The following is a 23,496-nucleotide window of genomic DNA, read 5'->3' on the forward strand; positions in this document are numbered from 1 at the left end:
AAGAGGTTTGCGTCATCCGCGCCCGCGTTTTTGACGCAAACCTCTTGATCAACCGTGCGGGGTGGGGGGTGGGTTAGTGCAGGAGGGCGTTGTTGAGGGGTTGGGCGTCGTCCGGGGTGGGGCGGGTGCGACGGAGGTCGGCCAGCAGGTCGGGGCGGCCGAGTTGGCGGGCGACCCGATCGACCACGCGCTCGGCGGCGGTCAGCGACCGCACCGGGAGTAAGCGGCCGCGGCTCTCGCGACGCAGCACGAAGTAGTGGACGGCGACGCGGACCTGACCCCGGTCGGCGGCGCTGGCCTGGGCGGTGCAGAGGACCAGCTCGCGCAGGCAGCGGGCGAGACCTTCGGCGAGCTCGAGCTCGGGGCCGTGCAGGCCGGCGCGGAGCGCGGCGAGGTGGCTGTCGACCTTGCGAATCAACACGTCAGTGCCCGGTTCGACGGTGCGCTGCTCGCCGGCCATCAAATCCCCTCACCCCGGGTCGCGTTGCGAGTGAAGTTACTTTATGTTGCTCCTTAGAAGCAAGCAGTTAAGTGAGACTTAACGTATTAAGCGCACGTTCAACGCTTTTTGCCTTTTGCTGGCTCATTTCGTCGTGAGCTCGTTCGTCGATGTCGGACCGGCGGGGCACGATGGACCGGTGACCGGGGCAGACGCAGACGCCGGCGCGGTGCTCGCCGGGTTCGGCCCGGCCACCCGTGCCTGGTTCGACAACGCCTTCGCCGCGCCCACCGCCGCGCAGACCGGTGCGTGGCGGTCGGTCGCCGCCGGCCGCAACGCCCTCGTGGTGGCGCCCACCGGCTCGGGCAAGACGCTCGCGGCCTTCCTCTGGTCACTGGACCGGCTGGCCCGCGAGCCGGCCCCGACCGAGGCCCGTCAGCGGTGCCGCGTGCTCTACGTCAGCCCGCTCAAGGCCCTCGCCGTCGACGTGGAGCGCAACCTGCGCGCCCCGCTGGCCGGCATCCGGCAGGCGGCCACCCGACTGGGCGTCGCACCGCCCGACATCACCGTCGGCATGCGCACCGGCGACACCCCCGCCGACGAGCGGCGAGCCTTCGCCCGCACCCCGCCCGACATCCTCATCACCACGCCCGAGTCGCTGTTCCTGCTGCTCACGTCCGCGGCTCGCGATTCGCTGCGCGGCATCCAGACGGTGATCGTCGACGAGGTGCACGCGGTGGCCGGCAGCAAACGCGGCGCTCACCTCGCCCTCTCCCTCGAACGCCTCGACGAGCTGCTGCCCGCCCCGGCGCAGCGCATCGGCCTCTCGGCCACCGTCCGGCCGATCGACGCCTGCGCGCAGTTCCTCGGCGGCGCCCGCCCGGTCGACGTGGTGCAGCCGGCCACCCCGAAGACCATCGAGGTCAGCGTGCAGGTCCCGGTGGAGGACATGACCCGCCTGGACGAGCAGGAGCAGCCACCGGAGGACGACCTCGGCGGCCCCGGTCCACGTCGGGCGTCGATCTGGCCGGCCGTGGAGGAGCGGGTCTTCACCCTCATCGGGCAGCACCGCTCGACAATCGTCTTCACCAACTCCCGCCGCAGCGCCGAGCGCCTCTGCGCCCGGCTCAACGAGCTGGCCGCCGAGGCGGTGGCCGCCGCGTCGAGCGAGCACGCGATCGGCGTACCGGAAGGGTTGCCCGCGGGCGACGCCGACCCGGCCGGCGACGCGCAGCGCTGGGGCGGCCCGGCCGGTCCGGTGCGCAACCGGCCACCGGCCGAGGTGATGGCGCAGTCCGGTGCGGCCGCCGGCGCGGCACCCGTGATCGCCCGCGCCCACCACGGCAGCGTCTCCCGGGAGGAGCGCAAGCACATCGAGGAGGCGCTCAAGTCCGGCCAGCTCCCGGCGGTGGTGGCCACCTCCAGCCTGGAGCTGGGCATCGACATGGGCGCGGTCGACCTGGTGGTGCAGATCGAGGCGCCGCCGAGTGTGGCCGCCGGGCTGCAACGGGTCGGCCGGGCCGGGCACCAGGTGGGCGCCATCTCCCGTGGGGTGGTCTTCCCCAAGCACCGCGGTGACCTGCTCTCCTGCGCGGTGGTCGCCGAGCGGATGATCGACGGCGCGATCGAGGAGCTGCACTACCCGCGCAACCCACTGGACGTGCTGGCCCAGCAGATCGTCGCGATGGTGGCGCTGGAGCCGTGGCCGCTCGGCGACCTGGCCGTGCTGGTCCGCCGGGCCGCGCCCTTCGCCGAGCTGCCCGACTCGGCACTGCACGCCGTGCTGGACATGCTCTCCGGCCGCTACCCGTCCACCGCCTTCGCCGAGCTGCGCCCCCGACTGGTCTGGGACCGCGCCACCGACCTGCTCACCGGCCGCCCCGGCGCGCAGCGACTCGCGGTGACCAGCGGCGGCACCATCCCCGACCGGGGCCTGTTCGGGGTCTTCCTGGCCGGCGCCGAGCGGGCCGCCCGGGTCGGCGAGCTGGACGAGGAGATGGTCTACGAGTCCCGCGTCGGTGACGTCTTCCTGCTCGGCTCCTCCTCCTGGCGGATCGAGGAGATCACCCCCGACCGGGTGCTGGTCTCGCCCGCCCCCGGGCAGGCCGCCCGGATGCCGTTCTGGAAGGGCGACCAGCTGGGCCGCCCGGTCGAGCTGGGCCGGGCCATCGGCGCCCGGGTGCGCACCCTGCTGCGACAGACCGACGAGGCGGCCCTGGCCGCGCTGCGCGACGGCGGGCTGGACGACTGGGCCGCCGGCAACCTGATGGCCTACCTGCGCGAGCAGCGGGAGGCCACCCGCTCGCTGCCCGACGACCGCACCGTCGTGGTCGAACGGTTCCGCGACGAGCTGGGTGACTGGCGGCTGGCCGTGCACAGCGTGCTCGGTGCCCGGGTCAACGGGCCGTGGGCCCTCGCGGTGGGCCGCCGGCTGGCCGAGCGGTACGGGGTGGACGCCCAGGTGATGCCCTCCGACGACGGCATCGTGGTACGACTTCCGGACACCGCCGACGAGCCCCCCGGTGCCGACGTGGTGGTCTTCGAGCCGGACGAGATCACCCAGCTGGTGGAGGAGTCGGTCGGCACGTCCGCTCTCTTCGCCGCCCGGTTCCGGGAGTGCGCCGCCCGCTCACTGCTGCTGCCGCGCCGCGACCCACGCCGCCGCCAGCCACTCTGGCAGCAACGGCAACGCGCCGCGCAACTGCTCGACGTCGCCCGCGAGTACGCCGACTTCCCGGTCACCCTGGAGGCTGCCCGGGAGTGCCTCCAGGACGTCTTCGACCAACCGGCACTGGCCGGGCTGATGCGCGACCTGGCCACCCGCAAGGTGCGGCTGGTCGAGGTGGAGACCAGCGCGCCGTCCCCGTTCGCGCGGTCGCTGCTCTTCGGCTACGTCGGCGCGTTCCTCTACGAGGGCGACGCCCCGCTCGCCGAGCGCCGCGCCGCCGCGCTCGCCCTCGACTCCACCCTCCTCGGTGAGCTGCTCGGCCGGGTCGACCTGCGGGAGTTGCTCGACCCGGCGGTGCTCACCGAGACCGACCGGCAGCTGCGCTGGCTGACCGAGCAGCGCCGGCCCCGCGACGCCGAGGACGTCGTCGAGCTGCTGCGGGTGCTCGGTGACCTGAGCGACGCCGAGTTGACCGAGCGTGGTGTGCCGGAGACCTGGCTCAGCGAGCTGGAGGCGACCCGGCGGGTGCTGCGGGTCCGGATCGCGGGCGAGCAGCGCTGGGTGGGCGTCGAGGACGCCGCCCGCCTGCGCGACGCGCTCGGCGTGGCGCTGCCGATGGGGGTGGCCGAGGCGTACCTCGCCCCGGTGGCCGATCCGCTCGGTGATCTGGTGGCCCGCTACGCCCGCACCCACGGGCCGTTCGCGGCGGCCACCTGCGCGGCCCGGTTCGGGCTCGGCGTGTTCGTCGTCGAGCAGACGCTGCGCCGGCTCGGCGCCACCGGTCGGGTGGTCTCCGGAGAGTTCACGCCGGATTCCGCCGGCGCCCAGTGGTGCGACGCCGAGGTGCTGCGGATGCTGCGCCGCCGCTCGCTCGCGGCGCTGCGCCGGGAGATCGAGCCGGTGCCGCCCCGGGCCCTCGCCACGTTCCTGCCCCGCTGGCAGCAGGTCGGCTCGTCCGCCCGGGGTGTGGAGGCGCTCGCCGCCACCGTGGAGCAATTGCAGGGCGCGGCGGTGCCGGCGTCCGCCCTGGAACGGTTGGTGCTGCCCGCCCGGGTCGCGGACTACTCCCCCGCCCAGCTCGACGAGCTGTGCGCGAGCGGGGAGGTCCTCTGGGCGGGGTCGGGTGCGATCTCCGGGGGTGACGGCTGGGTCACCCTGGCGTACGCGGACGCCGCGCCGCTGCTGCTTCCGCCGCCCGACGAGGCGTTGACCCGTACCCCGCTGCACGACGCGGTGCTCGACGCGCTCGGCGACGGGCAGGCGCTGTTCTTCCGCCCGCTGGCCGACCGGGTCGGCTCGACCGACGACGCCGCGCTGACCGGGGTGATCTGGGATCTGGTCTGGGCGGGCCACCTCACCAACGACACCCTCGCCCCGCTGCGCGCGGTGCTCGGCGCCGGCGGTGCCCACCGCTCCCGGCCGTCCGCGCCCCGCACCCGTTACCGGCGGCCCGGTCGGGTGGCGCTGCCGACCCGGGGTGGTCCGCCGACGGTCGCCGGCCGCTGGTCACGTCTCCCGGACCGGGACCTCGACCCGACCCGGCGGGCCGCCGCGCTCGCCGACCTGCTGCTGGAGCGGCACGGGGTGGTCACCCGGGGCGCGGTGATGGCCGAGCAGGTGGTCGGCGGGTTCTCGGCGGTCTACCCGGTGCTGTCGGCGCTGGAGGAGCGCGGCGCGGCCCGCCGGGGTTACTTCGTCGAGGGGCTCGGCGCGGCGCAGTTCGCCGTACCCGGTGCGGTGGACCGGCTGCGCGCGCTGGCCGAGCCGACCGACGGTGCCCGAGGTGCGGTGGCCACCGTGCTGGCCGCGACCGACCCGGCCAACCCGTACGGCGCGGCGCTGCCCTGGCCGGAACGGGTGGTCGACTCCGGCGACGGGGCCGCCCCGGCGACCGGGCACCGGGCCGGCCGCAAGGCGGGCGCCCTAGTGGTGCAGGTCGGCGGTGACCTCGTCCTCTACGTCGAACGGGGCGGCCGAACGTTGCTCTCCTTCACCGACGACACCGACACGCTCGCCGCGGCCGGCAAGGCGCTCGCCGACGCCGTGCACTCCGGGGCGTTGGGCGCGATGTCGGTGGAGCGGGCCGACGGCGAGGCGGTGCACTCCTCGCCGCTGCGTGACGCGCTGACCACCGCAGGCTTTCGGGCCACCCCCCGCGGCCTACGCCTGCGCGGCTGACCCGCCAGTTCCGGACGCCCGATACGCAACCGGCCAGCCAAGGCCCCGCCGAGGCCAATCCCGCACAGAGCCTGATGTCTGTGAGTCATCACGATGACTCACAGACATCACAGTCAAGAGAACGCAACGCCCCCGGCCACGCCGGCGTCTCAGCGGAGGCCGTCGAGGACCTTCTCGTAGCGCGGGCGGTCGGCGGCCGGCGTCTTCGCCTCCAGGTAGTTCAGCACCACCGCGCCACGCTGGTACGACTGGCTGCCCCAGGTCTCGGCGATGTCGCTGGCGCTGGTCTCGTCCGGGAACACGTAGACCGTAACGGCGTCGGTGGCGATCAGCTCGGAACAGCCCAGGCCGAGGCCGTCCGGCCCACAGTCGACCGAGCGGTCCTTGGGGTGCGGCACCTTCAGGCCGGCGGCCCGGAATGCCTCGACGACCTGCTTCGCCCCGGGGGCGGTGGCCGGACGCTTGGGCAGCACCACCGGCGGCGGGCTGGCCGGCCGCCGCTGCGTGGTGCCCTGCGTGGCGCCCTGCGCGGCGGCGGACGGCGAGGTCGCGGCGTCGACACTGGGCGAAGCCGGGGGCGTCGACGCGGGCGGGGCCGCCTCGGACGAGGCGGTTGGGGTCGCGTTCGGGCTGCCGTCGTCGTCACTGCCACAGCCGGCGCTGAGGGCGACGGCGACCAGCAGGGTTCCGACTGCCTGCAGGTTCCGAGTTGTCACCAGGGCAGTCTGCCCAACGTCATCGGCCGGCGGGAGGGGCCGGTCGGCCACTGCGCTGTCCCGTATCCGCCAGCACACCCGGTTCCACTAGCCTGCGGGCATGTCCGCCGTGCCCTGGATCTCGCTGACCACCGACTACGGCCTCACCGACGGCTTCGTGGCCGCCTGCCACGGGGTCGTCGCCCGGATCGCGCCGGCCGCCCGGGTGATCGACGTGACCCACCTGGTGCCGCCGGGGGACGTCCGGCGGGGCGCCGCCGTGCTGGCGCAGGCCGTGCCGTACCTGCCGGTGGGAGTGCACGTGGCGGTGGTCGATCCGGGCGTGGGCACCGCCCGGCGGGGAGTCGCGCTGGCCACCCCGGGCGGGTTGCTGGTCGGCCCGGACAACGGGTTGCTGCTGGACGCCGCCGCCGCGCTCGGTGGGGTGACCGAGGCGGTCGAGCTGACCGAACCGCGCTGGCTGGCCGCCCGGGTGTCCGACACGTTCCACGGCCGGGACGTCTTCGCGCCGGTGGCGGCCCGGCTGGCGCTCGGCGCGCCGCTCGCCGAGGCGGGCCCAGCTGTCGACCCGGCCGGGCTGGTGCGGCTACCGACCCCGACGGTGACCCGGGACGCCGAGGGCTTCACCGCCGAGGTGCTGACCGTGGACCACTTCGGCAACGTCCAACTGGCCGCACCGGCCGAGCTGCTCGATCCGCTGCCGGCCATGCTTCGGGTGGGTCCGCCGGGAACGGCGCCAGCCCTTACGGCGGTGCACGGGCGGACCTTCGGCGACGCCCCGGCCGGTGGCCTGGTGGCGTACGTCGACTCGGCCGGTCTGGTCGCGGTCGCGGTCAACGGCGGGCGGGCCGCGGACCTCCTCGCGGCATCTTCGGGAGACCTCCTGCGGGTTTCGGGCTGATGTTCGACTGTGGAATGCTTCTCCGGTGGGTGAGCATGTGGTTCCTGTGGGCTGTCCCTGCTGTGCGTCTCGGACCGGCGGGGGGACCTGCCCCGTCTGTTTCTGGACCGACGACGGCCAGACCGACGCCGACGCCGACGCCGTCCGGGGTGGTCCCAACGGCGACCTGAGCCTCACGCACGCCCGTCTCAACTACGCCGTCTACGGTGCCAGCCACCCGCGTTACCAGGACATGGTGCGCGCGGCTCGCCCCGACGAGCGCCCCTGACGTTGCCGGGTTGCCCGACGGGGCGAGCGCGGGGCGTTGGTGGTCAGCCGCAACCCGTCCCAGAAGGTGCCGTCGGCCAGGTCGATGCGGGTGGCGTACACCCGGTAGGTGCGGCCGGGCGTGGCGGCGGACACGGCGGCGTTCGCGTCGGCGGTGAGCCGCACGTCCCGTACCGTCGCGGTGGCGCCACCATCGGGGGCGGTGAGCACCACCCGGGTCTGCACCCGGGTGACCGGCCGGTCGAAGACCGCGCCGACGGTGGCCGCCCGCCACTCCGTCCAGCAGGCGGCCCGCCAGCCGCGGACCTGCGCCTCCACTGTCGCCCCGGCGGGGACCGCGGCGCTGATCTCGGCGCGGACCCGGGTGGCCGGTCGGGCGAGGGTGCGGGGAGCCGTCAGCAGCATCCCCTCGGCGACCGCGCTGCAGGACCCCCCGACCTTCGCATATCAGGAGATGGTGAGGAACCTGTGTACAAATAACGACACATGCGAATCGTGCTCGAAAGAGGGAGGATGGCAGGGTGCCCGAAGGCGACACCGTCTGGAACACCGCGCGCGTGCTGCACCGCGCGCTGGCCGGCGCGCGGATCACCGGCAGTGACTTCCGGGTCCCACAGCTGGCCACCACGGACCTCACCGGCTGGACCGTCCGCGAGTCGGCCAGCCGGGGCAAGCACCTGCTGCTGCGGCTCAGCGCCCCGAGCGAAGAACACTGGACCCTGCACTCCCACCTGCGGATGGACGGCGCCTGGCGGGCGTACGCCCCGGGGGAACGCTGGAGCGGCCGACCCGCACACCTGATCCGGGTCGTGCTGCGCAGCCCCGGCGCGGTCGCGGTCGGCTACCACCTGCACGAGCTGACCCTGGTGCCGACCGCAACAGAGGAGCACCTGGTCGGCCACCTCGGCCCCGACCTGCTCGGCTCGGACTGGGACCCGGCCGAGGCGGTCCGTCGGCTCGCCGACCACCCGGAGCAGACCATCGGTGAGGCGCTGCTCGACCAGCGCAACCTGGCCGGCGTGGGCAACCTCTACAAGTGCGAGGTGCTGTTCCTGCGCGGCGTGTCACCGTGGACGCCGGTCGGCCGGGTGCCCGACCTGCCGGGCCTGGTGGCTCTCGCGCAGCGGCTGCTCGCCGCCAACCGTGGTCGGTGGACGCAGAGCAGCACCGGCTCGCTGCACCGGGGGCAGACCAGCTACGTGTACGGCCGCCGCGCCCAGCCCTGCCGCCGCTGCGGCACCGCCATCCGCAAGGAGGAGCTGGGCGAACGGGTCACCTACTGGTGCCCGGTGTGCCAGCCCGACCACCCGGTTCCGCCGCCATCCGGCTGACCAGGCTCTGGTCGAACGAAACCCATCGCAGAAACGGACGATTGGGTAATTCCTAACTGGCCGCCGGAGTCGCATGCTGCGGTTGAGCGCTCACCGACCGTCAGCAGAGTGCCGGGGTCCCCACGCCGGGGTGGCCGACCTCGCGCCCCCGAACCGGGGAGAGTCATGGCGATGTTCCGCAGACTCCGCTCCACCTTCTTCGAGCGGACCCCCCGCGACACCGACGCCAGCGCCAACGGCCGGGTGGCGTCCGTGCCGGCCGCGCGCACCACCGAGGAGGCCACGTCGACGCCGAGCCTGGACCCGGCCGTCGTACCCCGCTACTTCGGCCCGGTGCCGAACTTCGCCCACAGCCCCCGCCCGACCCGTGACCCCGACGGGCAGGTGGCAGCCGGGACCGGGCTGCGCAAGTTCGTCGACCCGCTTCCCCTCCCCGGCCAGCAGGGCCGCGGCGACCTCGGCAGCCAGCTGCCGGTGGCCGCGCCGGACACGATCAGCTACCCGGGCTGCGACTACTACGAGATCGGCCTCCAGGAGTACGCCCAGCGGCTGCACCGGGACCTGCCGGCCACCCGGCTGCGCGGCTACCGGCAGCTCAACCTGGGCACCGACCCGGCCGGGCACAACACGGTGGTGCCCCCGGAACGGCCCTGGCACCTCGGGCCGATGATCCTCGCCCGTCGGGGTCGACCGGTCCGGGTGAAGTTCATCAACCAGCTCCCCACCGGTCGGGCCGGCGAGCTGTTCCTGCCGGTCGACGACACCATCGAGGGGGCCGGCCTCGGCCCACTGGACGGGCCGGCACCGTACCCGCAGAACCGGGCCGTGCTGCACCTGGCCGGGGCGCAGACCGGCTGGACCAGCGCGGGCAACCCCGGGCAGTGGATCACCCCGGCCGGGGAGATCACCCCGTACCCGACCGGGCCCGGGCTGGCCCACGTGCCGGACATGCCGCAGCCCGGCGCCGGGGCCACCACTCTCTACTTCCCGAACGAGCAGAGCGGCCGGCTGCTGTGGTTCCACGACAACACCCTCGGCCTGGCCCGGCTCACCGTCTACGGCGGACAGCTCGCCCTCTACCTGCTCACCGACCCGGCCGAGGACCAGCTCGTCGCCGACGCGGTGCTACCGGCGGACCAGCTGCCGCTGGTCATCGAGGACAAGACGTTCGTCCCGGACGACACCCAACTCGCCGCCGAGGACCCGACCTGGGACCGGGAACGCTGGGGCGCCCGGGGCAGCCTCTGGCACCCGCACGTCTACCAACCCCGGCAGAACCCGTACCGGACCGGCGGACGCAACCGGACCGGCCGGTGGGACTACGGCCCGTGGTCCCACACCTCCGCCCCGGACCACGGCCGCGCCGACGGGTGGGTGCCGAACCCGTACCACGACCCGGTCGGCGCGCCGGACGAGCCGCCGCTGAGCCCCGGCGTACCGCACCCCTCGGCCGTCCCCGAGGCGTACGGCGACACCCCGCTCGTCAACGGCGTCGCCTACCCGTACCTGGACGTGCGGCCGCGCGCGTACCGGTTCCGGATCCTCAACGCCTGCCTGGACCGCAGCCTCAACCTCCAGCTCTACCGCGCCTGCTCCGACGCGGCGATGTGGACGGCCGACGGGGCGCTCGCCGACCCCGACGCCGGTGAGGTGCCGATGGTGCCCGCCGCACGCGCGGCGGACCGTCCGGCCGGGTGGCCGATCGACGGACGCGACGGCGGCGTGCCGGACCCGCGCGCGGCCGGACCGGAGTTCATCCAGATCGGCAACGAGGCCGGCCTCCTGCCGGCGCCGGTGGTGCTGCCGAACCGACCGATCGGCTACCGCTACGACCGACTCGACCCGACCGTGCTGAACGTCGACGGGCACACAGTGCTGCTCGCTCCGGGCGAACGGGCCGACGTGCTTGTCGACTTCTCCGCCGTGCCACCGGGTAGCACGCTGATCCTGTACAACGACGCCCCGGCCCCGCTGCCCGGCTTCGATCCCCGCTACGACCAGCACACCGACGCCCCGGACCGCAGCGCCGAGGGCGGCCCGCCCCGGACCGAACCGGGGTACGGCCCGAACACCCGCACCCTGCTCCAGTTCCGGGTCACCGGGGCGCCGGCCCCGCCGTACGACCTGAACCGGCTGCGCGAACGGCTACCCCTGGCGTACGCGGCCAGCCAGCGCGCGCCGATCGTCCCGCAGCCGGCGTACGACAGGGCGTTCGGGACCCGGACCGCGGCGCAGACGACGGTGCCGGTGCACGCCAGCACTGTGACGTTCACGCCGACCGCAAACACCGGCCCGGTGACACTACCGATCACGGTCAAGGCCGTACAGCAGATCTTCGAGCCGGACCACGGCCGACTGGCGGGCCGGCTCGGCGTCGGACATCCGCACGCCGGGCCGCTCAACCCGACGACGTTGCCGCTCGGTGCCACCGACCCGGTCACCGAGGTCCTGTTCGCCACCGACCCCGCCGTGCCGGTGGGCGCCCCCACCGACGGCACGCAGCTCTGGCGGATCAGCGGCAACGTCCGGCAGACCGAACCGGTGCAGGTCGGCGGCTGCGACCTCCAGGTGATCAACCGGGTTGGCTGGGACGGCACGCTGCGCCTCCCGCACGGCAACGAGCTGGGCTGGAAGGGAATCGTCCGGGTCAACCCCCGGGAGGACGTGGTGGTGGCGTTGCGCCCGGTCGCGCCGGCGCTGCCGTTCAAGCTGGGTGACAGCGTCCGGCTGCTCGACCCCTGTCGCCCGGCCGGCGCGCGGACCGGCTCAACGCCGGTCAGCCCGGCCGACGGCCGACCCGCCACGGTGGTCAACCAACTCGTCAACCTGGGTTGGGAGTATCGCTGGCACAGCCAGCTCGCCGGGCACCGCGACGGCGGGATGAGCCGACCGCTGGTGCTGCGGGTGGCGCCGAAGGCGCCGACCGGGCTGACCGCCACACCGGTGCCCGGCTCGGCCACCGCCCTGCCCGCGATCGCGCTGGCCTGGACCAGCAACGGCGGGCGACCGCCCGCCACCAGCCACCTGCTGCAACGGGCCACCGACGCGACCTTCGGCGGTGAGGTCACCACGATCACCGTCGCGGCCGCCGCCACCCGCTACACCGACGCGACAGTCACCCCCGGGGTGACCTACCACTACCGGATCCGGGCGGAGAACGCGGTCAGCTACTCCGCCTGGTCCAACGGGGTGCCCGCCTCGGTGCACCTCGCCGCGCCGAGCGGCCTGGTCGCGACGCTCCCGCCGGCCCCACCGTTACGGGTGGCGCTGCGCTGGACGAACCGGTCGTTCGCCACCGGCATCGACGTGCAACGGGCCACCAACCCGACGTTCACCAGCGGCCCGGGCACCACGGCGATCGGGGTCGGCGACAACCACCTGGACACGACCGTCGCGCCGGACACCACGTACTACTACCGGGTGCGGACCACCTACCTGGGCGCCGCCTCGGCGTGGTCGACGGTCGCCACGGTGACCTCGCCACCCGCGCCGGGCACCCCCACCGACGTGAGCGCCGCCGCCAGCGCACCGGGGCCGGACACCGCGACGGTGACCCTGGCCTGGGCGGCGAGCACACCCGGCGGTCCGGGGTCCGGTTTCACCGTGCAGCGGGCGCTCGACCCGGCCTTCGACCACGAGGTGGCCACCTTCACGGTGACCGGTCGCGGCTTCACCAATACGGGGCTGGCCCGGGGCGTGACCTACCACTACCGGATCCGGTCGTTCAACGTCGTTGGCACCTCGCCGTTCACCGGGCCGGTCGTGGTGACGACACCACCGTGACCCGCGCGGGGTCGCCGGGCGGCCCCGGGGCGTGCGCTGCGCGTCGAGCGGGCGGTGCTCGGGGCCGTGCGCCGTCAGCTTTCGGACGGGCGGTCTCGGGTGCGCCGTCAGCGCGTCGGCGCGCGCAGCGGGGTGCCGACGGCCCGTAGCTCGGCAAGGGCGCCGGCCACCCCGTGCAGCAGGTCGGTCGCCTCGGTGAGCCGGTCGGCGGCCGGGTGGGCGGTCTCCGGTCGGGCGTCCTCGGCCAGATAGCCAGCGGCGGCGACCACCAGCCGTTCGTACGCCGCCACCCCGCCCTCCAGCTGAGCGTTCAGTGCGGCGTGCGCCTCGGCCAGCGGCGGCCGGGCGTCGGCCGGGGCCAGCCGCAACGCGCGTTCCACGCTGGCCACCCTGGCGGCCAGGTCACGCAGCGAACGGTCGGCGGCGGCAGCCTCCAGCACCGCCGGCTCGGCCAGCCCGGTGAGACGGGGGGCCATCCCGGCCAGGGTGAGCGCCGCCCGGTCCAGTCGGGCCCACTGCTCCCCCGCGCTGGTGCCACGCAGCGCGATCCGGGAACGGACCCGGCGCACCTCGGCCAGCACCCCCGGGCCGACCGGCAGCCGCTCGACGGCGGCGACCAACCGGGCCCGCGAACGCGCAGCCGCCTCGGCGGGCTCCAGCGCGGGGGGCGCCGGCTGGGCGGCCAGCGCCCGCACGTCGATCCAGCGCCAGGCGGCGAGCGCCACCGCACTGCCCGCGGCGCCGGCCCAGGCCGCGTCGGGCAGACCAAGGCCGGCGTACGGAGTCAGCACCACCGCCGCGCCGCCGAGCCCACCGGCCAGCACGCTCCACCGTCGGGCCGACCGGCGCAGCCGGCCCAGCCTCCGGAAATACCGTGTCCGCTCGTCTGCCACCCTGACCTCCTCGGTCCGGTCGTTCAGCCGGCGGCGGTCGGGTCGCCGGTGCCCCGCTCGCGAGCCATGCTGGCGCGCAGCTCGTCCAGTCGGGCGGCGGCCGTCGGGTCGTTGGCCGGGCCAGTCTTCTCAGCCTGCGGCACGGCCGGTCGCTGGGCCGCGCCGCCGAGCTGCTCCCCCGCCATGCTGGACCGGATCTGCTCCAGCCGGGCCGAGCCGGCCGAATCGATAGTGGCCTTCTGAATTTCCAACATACGGCCCTCGACGGAGTTGCCGGCCAGTTCGGCGCGACCCATCGCGTTGGCGTACCGCCGCTCGATGCGATCGCGTACCTCGTCCAGCGACGGGGTGGTGCCCGGCGCGGTCAGCGACGACATCGACTCCAGCGAGCGGGCCACCGTCTCCTGCATCTTGGCCTGCTCCAGCTGACTGAGCAGCTTGGTGCGCTCGGCGAGCTTCTGCTGGAGGATCATCGAGTTGTTCTCGACCGCACGGCGGGCCTGGGCGGCGGCACCCAGCGCCTGGTCGTGCAGGGTCTTCAGGTCCTCGGTGGCCTGCTCGGCGGAGACGAGCTGGCTGGCCAGCGTCTGCGCGGACTGCTCGAACCGCACGGCCTCGGCCTCGTCGCCCTTGGCCCGGGCCTGGTCGGACAGCACCAGGGCCTGCCGGGCGTTGCCCTGCAACCGCTCGACCTCGGACATCTGCCGGGACAGCTTCATCTCCAGCTGACGCTGGTTGCCGATCACCGCGGCAGCCTGCTGAACCAGCGCCTGGTGCTGCCGCTGGGCATCCTCGATGGCCTGCTGGATCTGCACCTTGGGGTCGGCATGCTCGTCGATTTTCGCACCGAAGAGCGCCATCAGGTAGTTCCAACCCTTGACGAACGGGTTCGCCATCTCCGTGGTATCCCCTCAGTAGCGTCGCTGCACCACGGCCGGGCCGGTTGAACCGACCGACCGTGACCGGCCGGCCTCCATCGTCCCAGCCGAACGCCAAAGAGGCATCCGTACCGGGCGGTCGACAGCACCGGCGGCTCCTGCGAGCAACCCTACGCGGCCGGGGCCAGCCCGCCCATGGTCAAGCGGATCGGCGACTCAGGCGGCGCAGACCACGTCCCGGTCGCGCTCGGTCGGGCGGACCCGGGTGCTGCGCAGCGTGGCCTTGAGCGGCGAGTCCTGGCGGACCGAGACAGCGACAGTGCCGTCGGAGGTGACCTGCCGGACACCCCGGTTGGTGCTCTTGGGCGCGGCGTCGGCCGGCTCGTCCTGCATCGAGACGAGCACCCCGGGCATCTGCTCGGCGAGCGCCACGGTGTCGCTCACCTCACGCAGCAGCTCGGACAGGCGGGCGCCGAGGGCGTCGCAGATCGCGGCGAGCAGCTCGCTCGACGGCTCCTTGTGCCCCCGCTCGATCTCGGAGAGGTAGCCGAGGCTGACGTTGGCGGCGGTGGAGACCTCACGCAGCGTGCGCTGCTGCCCCTGCCGGCGCGCTCGCAGTGCGTCACCGATCACCCGGCGTAGCAGGATCATCGCACCTCCCCCTGAGGGATACCTCGCGCCCGGCGCTGGGCAGCCGGTCGCGGCGAACCGCGCCGACCCCGAACGTCGGAGCCTTCCCGCAACCGTACCCGTTGCGGGCCCGGCCGACATCCCGCCCCGCCCGTCGGTTCGCCGGGACGGCCGCACCGGGGCCCGGCGCCGCCCATGTGCGCCCCGCGCCGAATGGTCCCGGCAGCAGTTCCGGCCGGGCCTGCGGGGTTCTGGCCGTGGCGTTCACGGTGTCGCCTCAACCAGCCGCTCGGCGAGCAGCCGCAGCGCTTCGACCACCGCCGCCGCCCGGACCTGGTCCCGCCCGCCGCCCAGATCGAGCTGGCGGACCGCGCCGCCGTTCGGGCCGGCGACCGCGACGTAGACGAGGCCCACGGGCTTGCCGTCCTGCGGCTCGGGGCCGGCGACCCCGGTGGTGGCCAGCCCCCAGTCCGCGCCGAGGCGCTGCCGGCCACCCTCGGCGAGCGCCGCCGCCACCTCCGGGTCCACCGGCCCCCGCTCGGACAGCAGGTCAGCGGGTACGCCAGCCAGGGTCGCCTTCAGCTCGGTGGCGTACACCACGAGGCCACCCCGGTAGATCCCGCTGACCCCGGCGATGTTCACGATCGAGGCGGCCAGCGACCCGCCGGTGAGCGATTCGACGGTGGCCAGTGTCTGATGCCGCTCGGCCAGCCGGTGCACGACCCCCGCCGCCGCACTGCCCACCTCAACCCCGTCCACCCCAGCACCACCCACCCCAGCACTCAGCGGGGGCGGCGGAGGCGGAGGGCTTGGGCTATGTAGTCGAAGCCGGTGGCGACCGTCACCAGGACGGCGGCAGCCATGATCCAGGGGCCGACGGCGGCGAGCGCGGCCGGCATCGGCCAGAGGTACCAGGCGATGGCCAGGATCTGGAGCGCGGTCTTGACCTTGCCGCCTCGGCTGGCGGCGATCACGCCGTGCCGGATCACCCAGAACCGCAGCCCGGTGATGCCCAGCTCGCGGACCAGGATCAGCGCGGTCACCCACCAGGGCAGCTGGTCGTACCAGGAGAGCAGCACCAGGGCCGCGCCGGTGAGCGCCTTGTCGGCGATCGGGTCGGCCACCTTGCCGACCGAGGTGACCAACCCGAAGCGGCGGGCGATCCAGCCGTCCACCAGGTCGGTCGCCGAGGCCACCGCGAAGATCAGGCAGGCCGCCATCCGCCAACCGGCGTGGGTCATCCCCGACATGATCACCGAGGCGGCGAAGACCGGCACCAGCACCAGCCGCAGGGCGGTCAGCGCGTTGGCCGCGTTGACGACGGGCACCACGGCCACCACCCGGCCCGGCGCCGACTCCGTCGCCCCGGTCACCGCCGCACTCCGCTCGGGCCGCCGTGGCGTTCCCGGCACCGCACCACCTGGGTCCCCCGCTCCGCTCGGGCCCGCCGTCACCGTGCCGCGCCGGGCGCCGCCGAGATCATCTCATCCGGCACCGCGAGCAGGTCCACTCCTTCGGTGCCGGTCACCGTTGCGCGTACCAGATCGCCCGGGCGCAGCGCGGCCAGGTCGACCCCACCCTCGGCCGGGGCGACCAGGGTGGTCGAACCGTCCACCTCCGGCGCCTGGTGGGCGGCCCGGCCCTCCACCACACCGTCCTCGATCGAGTCGACAAGCACCTCGACGGTCGAGCCGAGCCGGTCCTCGGCCCGCTGCGAGCAGAGCTCGTCGGCGAGGGCGCTGAGCCGGTCGTAGCGCCGCTTGATCGTCGCGGCGGAGACCTTGCCGGGCAGGCCGGCGGCTTCGGTGCCGTCCTCGTCGCTGTAGTCGAACATGCCGATCGCGTCGAGCCGGGCCTCGGTCAGGAACCGGACCAGCTCGTCGACGTCGGCGCGGGTCTCGCCGGGGAAACCGACGATGAAGTTGCTCCGGGCGCCGGCGTCCGGAGCCAGGGCGCGGGCACTCGCCAGCAGCTCCAGGAACCGGTCGGTGGAGCCGAAACGCCGCATCCGGCGCAGCACCGGCTCGCTGGAGTGCTGGAACGACAGGTCGAAGTACGGCGCCACGCCCGGGGTGGTGGCGATCGCCTCGACCAGCCCCGGCCGGGTCTCGGCCGGCTGAAGGTAGCTCACCCGTACCCGGACGATGCCGGTCACCGCGGCGAGCTGCGGCAGAAGCTTCTCCAGGGCGCGCGGGTCACCCAGGTCCTTTCCGTACGAGGTGGAGTTCTCGCTGACCAGCACCAGCTCCCGTACGCCGGACTTGGCCAGCCACTCCGCCTCGGCGAGCAGCTCGTCCGGCGTACGCGAGACGAAAGCCCCACGGAACGCGGGGATGGCACAGAACGCGCAGCGCCGGTCGCAGCCGCTGGCCAGCTTCAGCGAGGCCACCGGGCCGGTGTCGAGCCGTCGGCGCAGCACCTGGCGCAGGTGTGCCGGGGTGTGCTCGTCGGTGTCGACGACGGTGCGGGTCACCGTGCCGTGGCCGGGCAACGACACCGCGCTGTCGCGGCGCTGCACCGGCGTCAGCGGCAGCAGCTCGCGCCGGTCCCGTGGAGTGTGCGCGGTGATCTGCTCACCGGCGACGACGGCGTTCAGCCGGGCGGCGATGTCCGGGTAGTCGTCGAAGCTCAGCACCGCCTGCGCCTCGGGCAGGCTGTCGGCCAACTCCCGGCCGTACCGCTCGGCCATGCAGCCCGCGGCGACCACCTTGGCGCCCGTTCCGGCGGCGGCGAGCAGGGTCTGGATCGAGTCCTGCTTGGCCTTCTCCACGAAACCGCAGGTGTTGACGACCACCACGTCGGCGCCCTCGCCGTCGGTGGTCACCTGCCAGCCGTCGGCGTGCAGGCGGGCGGCCAGCTCCTCCGAGTCGACCTCGTTGCGGGCACAGCCCAGGGTCAGCAGGGCGACACGGCGGCCCTCGGGAGCGGTCGACGGCTCCCGGTCGCGGCGCGGTTCCGGGTACGCCGAGCTGGCGGTGGAGGAGGAGGTGGCAGACACCATCCGAGGGTACCGGGCGCTCGCCGGCTCAGCGGGACACGGTCACCGCCGCGCTCGGGCGGGGTCGAGCGGCGAGCGCGCCGGCCAGCCGACGGGCGGCGGTATCGGCCCGCTCTGGCGGGAGGCCGGAGAAGGACAACCGGGCCATCGCGCGGTCCGGGGTGGAGACGTAGAAGTGCTCGCCGGGGACGAACGAGACACCCTGCGCCAGGGCGGAGGGCAACAGGTCACCCGCGTCCACTCCGGGAGCGAAGCCGGCCCAGAGGAAGAAACCGCCAGCCGGCACTGTGAACTCGGCGTCCGGCAGGTGCTGGCGCAGCGCCGTCGCGAGGGCGTCGCGCCGGTGGCGGTACCGCGCCCGAAGGCTGCCCAGCCGGTCGTCGAGGTAGCCGTCACGGGTCAGCAGGATCAGCACCGCCCGCTGCAGGAGGTCGGAGTTGCCCAGGTCACTGGCCTGGCGCACCAACCGCAGCGGCTGCCGCAGCGTGGCGGGCGCGTGCAGGTAACCGACCCGGATGCCGGGCGAGAGCACCTTCGACAGACTGCCGAGGTGGATGGCTCGGTCGGTGTGGCTGGCGATCGCCGGCCCGGGCGCGCCACCGTCGTCCAGCCACAGATCGCCGTACGCGTCGTCCTCGACGACCACGAAGTCGAACCGCTCGGCGAGGCCGGCGAGGCGCCGCCGTTGCCCGTCGCCGAGGGTGGCTCCGGTGGGGTTGGCGAAGCTGGGCACCAGGTACAGCAGGCGGGGGCGCAGGCCCGCCCGCAGCGCCTCCTCCAGCGCTGCCAGGTCCGGGTCCGCGGCCAGCGGCACCTGACGCAGGTCGGCCTGAAACAGCCGGAAGACCTGCAGGGCGCCGAGGTAGCTGGGTCGGTCGACGACCACGACGTCGCCCGGGTCGAGCAGGACCTTGCAGACCAGATCGATGGCCTGCTGGGAGCCGTGGGTGACGGTGATGCCGCCGGCGTCGGCGGCGATGCCCCGCTCGGTGAGCAGCCGCCGGCCGAGCCACTCGCGCAACTCCGGCAGGCCGTTGGTCTCGCCGTATTGCAGGCCGTTCGCCGCGCCGGCGAGCACCTCCGACATGGCGGCGGCCACCTCGGCGGCGATCAGGGCCTCGCTGGCCGGCAGGCCGCCGGCCAGGGAGATGGCGTCGGTCCGGTCGCCCAGACGCAGCACCGAGCCGATCGCGGACTCGGGTGCGCCGGCCATCCGAGTCGCCAGTCGGGGCCGGGGCGTCACCGGGTCAGCCACCGTGGATCGCCCCCAGGTCGGCCTTCTCGCGGATCCGTGGCAGTCCCAGCGCCACCAGGACGCTGAGCCCGGCGAGCAGCGCGGCCGCCGCGAAGCCGACGCGCAGGGCGGCCAGCATCGCTTCGGGAGGTGGCGCGCCCGCCGCGACGCGGTCCTCCAGGCGACTGTTGGCGACGGTGACGACGAGCGCGAGACCCACCGCGCCGCCGACCTGCTGGCCCGTGTTGAGGATCGCCGCGGCCGTGCCGCTGTGCTCGCGCGGCACCCCGCTGACCGCGGCCACCAACACCGGGACCAGCACCAGGCCAAAGCCGGCGCCGGTCAGCAGCAGGGAGGGCAGCAAGCCGGACGCGTAGGCGTCCGTCGCGTCGACGCCCAGCAGGAGGGTCTGGCCGGTGATGATCAGGAGCAGGCCGACCACCATCAGGTTGCGGGCACCGAAGCGGGGCGTGAGCTGGACCGCCAGACCGGCGAAAACGGCCGTGGCGAGACCGAACGGCATCCAGGACAACCCGGAGCGCAGCGGCGACCAGCCGTGCACCAGCTGCATGAAGAGGGTGAGGAAGAAGAAGATGGAGTAGAGCGAGGCGGCGGTCAGCAGCACGAGCGTGTTGGTCAGGACCGGTTGCCGGCCGGTCAGCAGATCCAGCCGTACCAGCGGGTCGGGCACCCGCCGCTCCCACCCGAAGAAGATCAGCAGCAACAGGCCACCGAGGGTCAGACCCACCAGGGTGCGCCAGTCCGACCAGGGGCGGTGTGCCGTGCCGAGCACCGAGAAGACAAGCAGCAGCAGCCCGGCCGTGACCAGAGCGGCGCCGACGCCGTCGAGTCGCCGGCTGACCGGCCGGTCGCCGCCCTCGCGTAGGCGAAGGGTCGGCACCAGGGCGGCGAGCAGCACGCCGATCCCCACGTTGAGCAGGAAGATCCAGCGCCAGCCGAGGGTGTCGGTGATGACCCCGCCGAGGAACACCCCGGTGGTGCCGGCGATGCCGGACAGGCCACCCCAGACACCGAGCGCACGGGCCCGCTGCCCGGCGTCGGGCAGGGCGCTGACCAGGATGCTCAGCGCCGCCGGGCTCAGCAGCGCGGCGCCGAAGCCCTGCACGCCGCGGGAGAGCACCAGCACCTCCGAGGACCGGGCGAGGCCGGCCGCCAGCGAGGCCGCCGTGAAGACGGCCAGGCCGGCGAGGAACACCCGCCGGCGACCGAACAGGTCCGCGCAGCGGCCCCCGAGCAGCAGGAAACCCCCAAACATCAACATGTACGCGTCGACCACCCAGGCCAGCGACGGGGTGGAGAACCCAAACGCCTCACGGATCGTGGGCAGGGCGAGGTTGACGACCGTCTCGTCGAAGATCACCAGGAGCTGGGTGCCACACGTGATCGCCAGCAACAGCGCCAGCCGCCCGGCGCTGAGCGCCTCGCGCGTGGACGCGCGGTCGCGCGAAAGGTTGCTCGTCATCGTCGCCCCTTGTCTCATCGCTCACCCTCGGCAGGGCCGCGCGGTGATCGAGCGAAGCGGTGGCCGCGCTAGAATCGCGGCCACCACGGCAGACAATTTACTCCAGCTGTAGGAGGATTTCTACGGCTGGAGGAAAAATCGCACGCCAGCACTGGAGAGTATTTAATGTCCTCGGTACGGCTGCACCTGCTCGACTGCGCCATTGCGGTGATCGCGGAGCGCGGCCTCGCCGCGTTGTCGCACCGTGCCGTCGAGGAACGCGCCGGTTTCGCGCACGGCGCTACCACCTACCACTTCCGGACCCGGCGCGAACTGCTGCTCGCGGTGCTGCGCCGACTCGGCGAACGGGAGCAGCGCACCCTCGCGGTCTACCTGGGCGGGCGGGACGTCGATGCCGTCAGCGGGGACCCTCAGGCCCTGCGTGACCTGCTCGTTCACCACCTGCAGCGGCTCATCGCCGATCGCGCCGACCTGCTCGCCCGGTACGAGTTGTTCCTGCACGCCGCCCGCAACCCCGACCTGCAGCCGGAGGTGCAGCGGTGGCGAGCGGTCTTCGCCGGCATGGCTCAGCCGTTACTGGCGGCCCTCGGCGCGCCGGACCCGGCGGCCGCCGCCCCCGGCCTGATGGCGGGCCTGGAGGGTTTCCTCTTCGGCCAGTTGGTGGACCCTCGCCCGGCGGACCCGGCCCGGGTGAGGGCACACCTGGACGCGCTGCTGCACGCCTGGACGATCTGAGGCCGCCGCCCGCGGGCGACTCAGGCGGCCTCGCCGAACGCGGCCTGCCGTTGCCGTCGCAGCCGACCCCGCATCAGCCAGGCCACCGGCGGGGCCGGCATCGCCCCGCGCTCACCCGGCTCAGCCGCCGAAGCCAACCACGGCGGCATGAAGGCCAGCGTCCAGCGCGGGGCCGACTTGACCATCGCGCGCTGGAACGTCTTCCACTCCTTCTCGCCGAGCACCGGCCTGAGTCGACCGGCCAGCTCACGCTCCTCGTCGCGGGTGTGCACGAGAAGCGACTCGCGCAGCTGCACCGTGGCGTCCGCGAGGTCGGCGAACCCCGAGCCGTCGTCGCGCGCGACGGCGAGCAGCCGCTGCACCTCGGCCACCTGCCCGGCCAACCCGTCGTGCTCGGTCGTCAGCAGGGCGATGGCCTCCGGGGACGCGCCGCGGGCGGTGAGCATGGGCCAGAGCGACTCGTCCTCGCCCTCGTGGTGGTGCTCGATCAGCGCGAGCACCTTTGTCGCGTACTCGCGCAGGGCCTGCGCCTGCTGCGGCGCGGGCCGAGTCGCCAGTGCGCGTGCAGCGTCACCGATCTGTTGAAGATCACGAACCATCGCCCGGTGGGCGACGACCATGAATGTGTAGCCATCTGATTGCTGCTCAGTCGACGTCGTCAAGTTCGGCTCCTTTCCGCGACCTGGTTGACGGTATCAGAATTGGAGAAACCTTTCCGGCCCGATTTCCGTTGACGTCAATCGTCGCCACAATGGCGAGCCGGCGCCGTTGCAGCAACCAGCGCGCCCGGAACCGCTGGATCTTTCCACTCGGCGTACGCGGCAGCGTATTCCGTTCCACGAAGAAGCATCTGGCCAGGACGACCCCACCCTTGGCGCGGACCGCCGTGGCCGCCTCCAGCGCGGTGCGCTGCACGTCGTCGGTGCGCCGCCGCAGCTCGGCCAGCAGAACCAGCTCGGCGGGCGCCCCGGGAAGGTCCAGCACCACCGAGCAGCCCTGCCGGAGCAGTCCGAGCGCGTCGACCGCGGCCTCCAGCTCCCGGGCGTGCACCTTGCGCCCACCCACCGACAGCAGGTCGTCCATCCGGCCGACCACGTAGAGTTCGCCGTCGGCCAGGAAGCCCAGGTCACCGGTAAGCAGCCGGCCACCGTCGAACCGCTCGCGGGTGAGCACCGGATCGGCGAAATAGCCCTCGGCGAGCGACGGCGACGCCACGACGATCTCCGAGAGCCGACCCGGCTCGGTGGTACTGACGGAGACCCCCTCGCACGGCCGCCCACACGACACCACCGTCGTCGCGCGATCGTTGCCCGGTGCCGTGACCACCACCTCGCCGTCGGCCAGCCGGACCGCATCCAGTGTCATCGTCTTCGGCGGCTCCGACGGCGGGCAGGCGGTGACGGCCAGGGTCGCCTCGGCGAGGCCGTACGCCGGCATGAAGTGGCTCATCCGCAGCCCGTCGGGGCCAAACGTCCGTACCGCCCCGCGCAGCACCTCGTGGTCGATGCGTTCGGCACCGAGCACGCAGGCCCGCAGCGCCAGCGGCCGGGGCAGCCGCCCGGCACCCTGCGCCCGCGTCGCCAGGTGCAGGCCGGTGCTGGTGCCGGCGGTCAGCGTGATGCGGTGCTCGGCGAGGTCACGGAACCAGCTGCGCGGCGAGAGCGTGAAGCGCTCCGGGGTGGACAGGAAGAACTCGAAGTCGTACGCGAGCGAGTACAGCAGGCAGCCGAAGATGCCCATGTCGTGCGAGAGCGGCAGCCAGGACGCGACCCGCTCGCGGCCGACGCCCGAGGCCGACATGCGACGGATCATGCCGATCTGCCGGGCCACCGATCGGGCACTGAGGACGCAGCCCTTGGGCCGCCCGGTGCTGCCCGAGGAGAACTGGATGAAGCACTCGTCGTCCGGCCGGGGCAGGGCCGGCTCGGTCCGGCGCCCCGACTCACCGGTCAGTGAGTCCCAGCTGCGCAGCGGCACACGCGTGGCGAGCCGGTCCAGCCCGAGCGGGCGCAGTTCGTCGTCGAGCAGCAGCAGACGGGCATCCAGGTCCGCAGTGATACCGGCCAGTTGGGTGGGGTACTCCCCCGGGTCGGCGCCACGGCTGGGCAACGGCAGGGAGGCCACCACGGCGCCGGTCAGCCACGCCCCGAGCAGACCGACGATGCTGCTGGTGCGGTTGGTCAGGATGCCCGCCACCCGCACGCCGGGGCCTACGCCGAGCGTACTCAGGACGCTGGCGGCGGTGTGGGCCCGCGCGATCACCACGTGCCAGGGCGTCTCTACGTACCCGCCGTCGGCCCAGGTGTGCAGCGACCGTCGTGGCTGGCCGGTGGCCAGCATGTCCCAGAGGCTCTGGCGCACG

At 73.8% G+C, this 23,496-nt stretch carries 19 protein-coding genes; 6 read left to right on the forward strand and 13 right to left on the reverse strand.

Annotation, left to right across the window (positions count from 1 at the left end; all coding sequences use genetic code 11):
- Positions 1 to 73: 73 nt before the first annotated feature.
- On the reverse strand, positions 74 to 460 hold the full coding sequence (locus tag ABZU52_RS15490) for a hypothetical protein (protein WP_354971704.1): 387 nt from the start codon (positions 458 to 460) through the stop codon (positions 74 to 76).
- Between the two features lie 178 nt (positions 461 to 638).
- On the opposite strand from ABZU52_RS15490, the gene ABZU52_RS15495 reads away from it, so the two are divergent.
- Entirely contained in the window at positions 639 to 5,285 is a 4,647-nt protein-coding gene (locus ABZU52_RS15495) for an ATP-dependent helicase (RefSeq protein ID WP_354971705.1), read from the forward strand.
- Positions 5,286 to 5,434: 149 nt separating this feature from the next.
- Here ABZU52_RS15495 and ABZU52_RS15500 read toward each other — a convergent pair whose 3' ends face one another.
- Complete coding sequence (locus tag ABZU52_RS15500; RefSeq protein WP_354971706.1) at positions 5,435 to 6,001, reverse strand: hypothetical protein; 567 nt, start codon at positions 5,999 to 6,001, stop codon at positions 5,435 to 5,437.
- A 100-nt stretch (positions 6,002 to 6,101) separates the two neighbouring features.
- Between ABZU52_RS15500 and ABZU52_RS15505 the strand changes: the two genes are divergently transcribed.
- Both ABZU52_RS15505 and ABZU52_RS15510 read left to right on the forward strand, forming a co-directional pair.
- Positions 6,102 to 6,902 carry an SAM-dependent chlorinase/fluorinase gene (locus ABZU52_RS15505; protein WP_354971707.1) on the forward strand — a complete coding sequence of 267 codons (801 nt, stop codon included), beginning with the start codon at positions 6,102 to 6,104 and terminating at the stop codon, positions 6,900 to 6,902.
- Between the two features lie 46 nt (positions 6,903 to 6,948).
- Entirely contained in the window at positions 6,949 to 7,170 is a 222-nt protein-coding gene (locus ABZU52_RS15510) for a CPCC family cysteine-rich protein (RefSeq protein WP_238659894.1), read from the forward strand.
- On the opposite strand, the gene ABZU52_RS15515 is transcribed toward ABZU52_RS15510, so the two are convergent.
- Positions 7,125 to 7,574, reverse strand: a complete 450-nt coding sequence (locus ABZU52_RS15515) for a hypothetical protein (protein WP_354971708.1) — start codon at positions 7,572 to 7,574, stop codon at positions 7,125 to 7,127. The two genes, ABZU52_RS15510 and ABZU52_RS15515, sit on opposite strands and share 46 nt — an antisense overlap.
- Positions 7,575 to 7,690: 116 nt before the next feature.
- Here ABZU52_RS15515 and ABZU52_RS15520 point away from each other — a divergent pair, with 116 nt between their 5' ends.
- Positions 7,691 to 8,500, forward strand: coding sequence for a DNA-formamidopyrimidine glycosylase family protein (locus ABZU52_RS15520; protein ID WP_354971709.1), 810 nt, complete (start codon positions 7,691 to 7,693; stop codon positions 8,498 to 8,500).
- A gap of 165 nt (positions 8,501 to 8,665) precedes the next feature.
- Positions 8,666 to 12,283 (forward strand): hypothetical protein, encoded by a 3,618-nt coding sequence (locus ABZU52_RS15525; protein WP_354971710.1) that lies wholly within the window; start codon positions 8,666 to 8,668, stop codon positions 12,281 to 12,283.
- 107 nt (positions 12,284 to 12,390) lie between these two features.
- Here the strand turns inward: ABZU52_RS15525 and ABZU52_RS15530 are convergent, their stop codons facing one another.
- From ABZU52_RS15530 to ABZU52_RS15565, 8 genes are all read right to left on the reverse strand, one after another.
- Positions 12,391 to 13,176, reverse strand: a complete 786-nt coding sequence (locus ABZU52_RS15530) for a hypothetical protein (protein ID WP_354971711.1) — start codon at positions 13,174 to 13,176, stop codon at positions 12,391 to 12,393.
- 23 nt (positions 13,177 to 13,199) lie between these two features.
- Positions 13,200 to 14,072 carry a PspA/IM30 family protein gene (locus ABZU52_RS15535; RefSeq protein WP_354971712.1) on the reverse strand — a complete coding sequence of 291 codons (873 nt, stop codon included), beginning with the start codon at positions 14,070 to 14,072 and terminating at the stop codon, positions 13,200 to 13,202.
- Between the two features lie 198 nt (positions 14,073 to 14,270).
- Positions 14,271 to 14,705, reverse strand: a complete 435-nt coding sequence (locus ABZU52_RS15540) for a helix-turn-helix transcriptional regulator (protein WP_354971713.1) — start codon at positions 14,703 to 14,705, stop codon at positions 14,271 to 14,273.
- Between the two features lie 243 nt (positions 14,706 to 14,948).
- Positions 14,949 to 15,443 (reverse strand): CinA family protein, encoded by a 495-nt coding sequence (locus ABZU52_RS15545; RefSeq protein ID WP_354971714.1) that lies wholly within the window; start codon positions 15,441 to 15,443, stop codon positions 14,949 to 14,951.
- A 23-nt stretch (positions 15,444 to 15,466) separates the two neighbouring features.
- Positions 15,467 to 16,057: a CDP-diacylglycerol--glycerol-3-phosphate 3-phosphatidyltransferase gene (gene pgsA / locus ABZU52_RS15550; protein ID WP_354971715.1), complete on the reverse strand. Its 591-nt coding sequence runs from the start codon at positions 16,055 to 16,057 to the stop codon at positions 15,467 to 15,469.
- Positions 16,058 to 16,134: 77 nt separating this feature from the next.
- The gene (gene rimO, locus ABZU52_RS15555) at positions 16,135 to 17,685 is read right to left on the reverse strand and encodes a 30S ribosomal protein S12 methylthiotransferase RimO (protein ID WP_354971716.1); all 1,551 of its coding nucleotides are present in this window, start codon (positions 17,683 to 17,685) and stop codon (positions 16,135 to 16,137) included.
- Positions 17,686 to 17,710: 25 nt separating this feature from the next.
- Positions 17,711 to 18,937 carry a PLP-dependent aminotransferase family protein gene (locus tag ABZU52_RS15560; RefSeq protein WP_354971717.1) on the reverse strand — a complete coding sequence of 409 codons (1,227 nt, stop codon included), beginning with the start codon at positions 18,935 to 18,937 and terminating at the stop codon, positions 17,711 to 17,713.
- Positions 18,930 to 20,399: an MFS transporter gene (locus ABZU52_RS15565; RefSeq protein WP_354971718.1), complete on the reverse strand. Its 1,470-nt coding sequence runs from the start codon at positions 20,397 to 20,399 to the stop codon at positions 18,930 to 18,932. Before ABZU52_RS15565 ends, ABZU52_RS15560 begins: the two co-directional genes overlap by 8 nt.
- 165 nt (positions 20,400 to 20,564) lie before the next feature.
- On the opposite strand from ABZU52_RS15565, the gene ABZU52_RS15570 reads away from it, so the two are divergent.
- Entirely contained in the window at positions 20,565 to 21,134 is a 570-nt protein-coding gene (locus ABZU52_RS15570) for a TetR family transcriptional regulator (RefSeq protein WP_354971719.1), read from the forward strand.
- A 20-nt stretch (positions 21,135 to 21,154) separates the two neighbouring features.
- Here ABZU52_RS15570 and ABZU52_RS15575 read toward each other — a convergent pair whose 3' ends face one another.
- Both ABZU52_RS15575 and ABZU52_RS15580 read right to left on the reverse strand, forming a co-directional pair.
- On the reverse strand, positions 21,155 to 21,796 hold the full coding sequence (locus ABZU52_RS15575; protein ID WP_354971720.1) for a hemerythrin domain-containing protein: 642 nt from the start codon (positions 21,794 to 21,796) through the stop codon (positions 21,155 to 21,157).
- A complete protein-coding gene (locus ABZU52_RS15580; protein ID WP_354971721.1) occupies positions 21,780 to 23,495 on the reverse strand; it encodes an AMP-binding protein in 1,716 nt (571 codons plus the stop codon). The genes ABZU52_RS15575 and ABZU52_RS15580 overlap by 17 nt, the downstream gene beginning before the upstream one ends.
- Position 23,496: the final 1 nt, after the last annotated feature.

It is taken from the genome of Micromonospora sp. NPDC005220 (genome assembly GCF_040607895.1).
GTDB lineage: Bacteria > Actinomycetota > Actinomycetes > Mycobacteriales > Micromonosporaceae > Micromonospora.

What these genes read in the sequence shown, in the direction of transcription:
- rimO (WP_354971716.1), bottom strand. Translation starts at nt 17,685, where the DNA reads ATGGTGTCTGCCACCTCCTCCTCCACCGCCAGCTCGGCGTACCCGGAA.
- ABZU52_RS15490 (WP_354971704.1), bottom strand. Translation starts at nt 460, where the DNA reads ATGGCCGGCGAGCAGCGCACCGTCGAACCGGGCACTGACGTGTTGATT.
- ABZU52_RS15515 (WP_354971708.1), bottom strand. Translation starts at nt 7,574, where the DNA reads ATGCTGCTGACGGCTCCCCGCACCCTCGCCCGACCGGCCACCCGGGTC.
- ABZU52_RS15570 (WP_354971719.1), top strand. Translation starts at nt 20,565, where the DNA reads ATGTCCTCGGTACGGCTGCACCTGCTCGACTGCGCCATTGCGGTGATC.
- ABZU52_RS15565 (WP_354971718.1), bottom strand. Translation starts at nt 20,399, where the DNA reads ATGACGAGCAACCTTTCGCGCGACCGCGCGTCCACGCGCGAGGCGCTC.
- ABZU52_RS15505 (WP_354971707.1), top strand. Translation starts at nt 6,102, where the DNA reads ATGTCCGCCGTGCCCTGGATCTCGCTGACCACCGACTACGGCCTCACC.
- ABZU52_RS15535 (WP_354971712.1), bottom strand. Translation starts at nt 14,072, where the DNA reads ATGGCGAACCCGTTCGTCAAGGGTTGGAACTACCTGATGGCGCTCTTC.
- ABZU52_RS15540 (WP_354971713.1), bottom strand. Translation starts at nt 14,705, where the DNA reads ATGATCCTGCTACGCCGGGTGATCGGTGACGCACTGCGAGCGCGCCGG.
- ABZU52_RS15525 (WP_354971710.1), top strand. Translation starts at nt 8,666, where the DNA reads ATGGCGATGTTCCGCAGACTCCGCTCCACCTTCTTCGAGCGGACCCCC.